Genomic DNA, 2,711 nt, shown 5'->3' with positions numbered 1-2,711 from the left:
GATACAACTGGACAGAGGGCGATGGGGCAAGATGCTGGACAAATCATTGGCTCTCTCAACCGCAACACCGCAGCAGCCCACCAGGCAGTAGGACAGCTAGATGTCGCACCGCTTGAGGGAGCAGTGCATAATCGCTTAGATATGATCAATGATTTATCGGATGAAGGATTGGGATACTGGGACAAAATACGCGAATTCGCATATCTCAAAGAGCATCCTGAGGGTGAGGTTTTGCATGATGAAAATGGCAATGTCCTCTATGCAACAGATAAAAATGGAAAACCTATCAAAGACAGTCATGGAAGACAAGTCCCTCTGTATCGTTATTTAACGCCTGAAGAAGAAAAACATTTACAAAAAGGTTCTGATGGCAAGGTTCATATGTTTTACAATGGTATTTTTACCTCACCAGATGATGCTGCGCGTTATACTGTCCAGTTTGCTGACAATGATCATGGTCCCCTTTATTTTACATACTTTCCAAAAGCTGAAGACTGGGAAGTGGAAGTAGGGATAGCGATTTTTCAGAAGTTTCTGGAAGGTAAATTTTTTTTTGGATTGACCAATTCAACCAAGAAATTCCAGGATACAATGTATCTTTATGGCAATACAGGATTGCATGATGATGCCCATAGTCGTGGTACCATAACAGCAGGAAATGGAGCAAATGATTTAGTAAAGCATGGTGTTCACGGTATAGCAAAGGAAACAACGGTTAATTTTTTTGGTCCAGCTTATAATACTCAAGACATGGCAGATACGTTATATATCTTAAGGGATGGAAAGAAAACCACTGTCGGCTTGGAAAACCATGCAGATGATTTTGTTGGTGTTGTGTTTGGCAAAAATCCCGCTACTTTTGACAAGAGACCCCTTGGTAGTAACGTAGTGAAAGAGGCAAAAAAAGTACTATTTGGTTATCCAAGTCCTCATGCTTGTTATGCAAATGCGGATCGAGCATGTAGACATGATTATGGTTCATCTCACCGTATACAAATTGATTCAATTAATTCATGGAGTAAAAAATGAAACACATTTTAAGAGTATTAAGAGGGATAATCCTGTTAAGTATAGCTGGGTGTAATTTTTTTAAGCCTGCTCCAGGGTATATGTATATGTGGGAGAAAAATGGTGTTACTGATTTTACTGAGATAGGAAAAGCTTTATTAGAATGTGGAATGCCAACACCTTATGATGAGGATTCAGAAAGCAGAGAGCAGAGTATTAATGCACAGGCAACAGTCCATGCTTGCATGATTCAATCAGGATTCCACTATAAAGATGAACATGAAGGGGGATGGTGTTATACTTTTAAAGAAGAAAACCTTCCCATTTGTCAGCCTGGTGCTGTCATCCCGAAGAGAAGTGTCGAAAAGCGCTTAAACAGCCCGTTTTGTAGAAGGTATAAAAACGCGGATGAATGCCAGCCTTAAGTGATGATCAACAATCTGCCATCCTTGCCTTCACTTGGAATGGCGCGATTGTTTCCTCACGCACATTATTTAACGGATGAAGAACAACAGAATTTACAAAAAGGTTCTGATGGCAAGGTTCATTTTTTCCTCAATGGTATTCTTACAGCACCAGATGAAGCAGCCCATAATGCGGTTCAGTTGGCTGATAACAAGAATGATCCACACTATTTTCTGATGTTCCCTCATAGCGATTCGTTCTTGGTAGAGTTGTTCATTGCAGGGTATCAGTATGCTCTAGAAGGTAAGTTGGGTATTTTGACCAATTCGACGAAGAAGTACCAGAATCTGTTGTATAGCCTTGGCAATATAGGATTGCATACTGATGCGCATAGCCGCGGCAGTATGACAGCGGGCAATGGATCGCATGATTTAGAAAAGCATGGTGTTCATGGTATAGCAAAGAAAACAACGATTAATTTCTTTGGACCAGCTTATAATACTCAAAACATGGCAGATACGTTATATATCTTAAGTGATGGAAAGCAGGATTACGTAAACTTGGAAAATCATAAAAATGACTTTGTTGGTACAAAGATTGGCAAAAATCCTTACACTTTTGAGCAAATACCTCCTGGAAGTGGTCCCTGGAAAGAAGCAGGGCAAATATTTAAGGGCTACCCCAGTGTTCATGCTTGTTATGGTCATGCAGGTTATGCGTGTACATCGCGCTATGGTTCACCTAATCGTACGCCAATTTATTCAAAATATTCAGGGAGGAAAAAATGAAGAAAATCTTGAAATTATTAAGTGGTCTCATTCTGTTAAATATCGCTGGATGTAACATTGATAAGCCTGCTCCAGGGTATTTGAGTATGTGGGAGAAAAATAGTGTTACTGATTTTACTGAGGTAGGAAAAGCTTTGTTAGAATGTGGTATGCCAACGCCTTATGATGTTGATCCAGAAAGTGAAAATATAAGCATTAATGCTAAAGCAACAATTCATGCTTGCATGCTCCAAGCAGGATTCCGTTATAAAGATAAGTTGGGAGGTAATTGGTGTTATACTTTTAGAGCCGAAAACCTTCCCATATGTCGTCCAGGTGCTGTCATACCACAGCGCAGTGTCAAGAAGCGTTTGAACAGCCCTTTTTGTAAAAAGTATAAAAATGCACCTGAATGCGAGCCTTAAGTCTTGCTGTTTGTGATAATCAACAATCCGCCATCCTTGCCTTTACTTGGAATGGCGGGATTGTTTTCTCAATTTACCATCTCAACTCAGTTCAGAACTGTCTTGA

At 40.1% G+C, this 2,711-nt stretch carries 4 protein-coding genes; all 4 read left to right on the top strand.

What is annotated here, in order from left to right:
- Positions 1 to 1,029, top strand: a 1,029-nt coding sequence (locus ACFIN0_RS09530; RefSeq protein WP_375702426.1) for a filamentous hemagglutinin, incomplete at its 5' end; no start/stop codon positions are given.
- Positions 1,026 to 1,433 (top strand): hypothetical protein, encoded by a 408-nt coding sequence (locus tag ACFIN0_RS09525; protein WP_375702425.1) that lies wholly within the window; start codon positions 1,026 to 1,028, stop codon positions 1,431 to 1,433. The genes ACFIN0_RS09530 and ACFIN0_RS09525, both read left to right, overlap by 4 nt.
- 3 nt (positions 1,434 to 1,436) lie before the next feature.
- A complete protein-coding gene (locus ACFIN0_RS09520) occupies positions 1,437 to 2,201 on the top strand; it encodes a hypothetical protein (protein ID WP_375702424.1) in 765 nt (254 codons plus the stop codon).
- Entirely contained in the window at positions 2,198 to 2,605 is a 408-nt protein-coding gene (locus tag ACFIN0_RS09515) for a hypothetical protein (RefSeq protein ID WP_375702423.1), read from the top strand. Before ACFIN0_RS09520 ends, ACFIN0_RS09515 begins: the two co-directional genes overlap by 4 nt.
- Positions 2,606 to 2,711 lie beyond the last annotated feature (106 nt).

This window comes from Bartonella sp. AA89HNZF (assembly GCF_042196905.1).
Classification (GTDB): domain Bacteria; phylum Pseudomonadota; class Alphaproteobacteria; order Rhizobiales; family Rhizobiaceae; genus Bartonella.
The sequence above is the reverse complement of the archived record's forward strand: the minus strand, read 5'-3'. Positions and strand labels throughout refer to the sequence as shown.

Coding starts and splice junctions, on each gene's coding strand:
- ACFIN0_RS09515 (WP_375702423.1), top strand. CDS start 2,198: ATGAAGAAAATCTTGAAATTATTAAGTGGTCTCATTCTGTTAAATATC.
- ACFIN0_RS09520 (WP_375702424.1), top strand. CDS start 1,437: ATGATCAACAATCTGCCATCCTTGCCTTCACTTGGAATGGCGCGATTG.
- ACFIN0_RS09525 (WP_375702425.1), top strand. CDS start 1,026: ATGAAACACATTTTAAGAGTATTAAGAGGGATAATCCTGTTAAGTATA.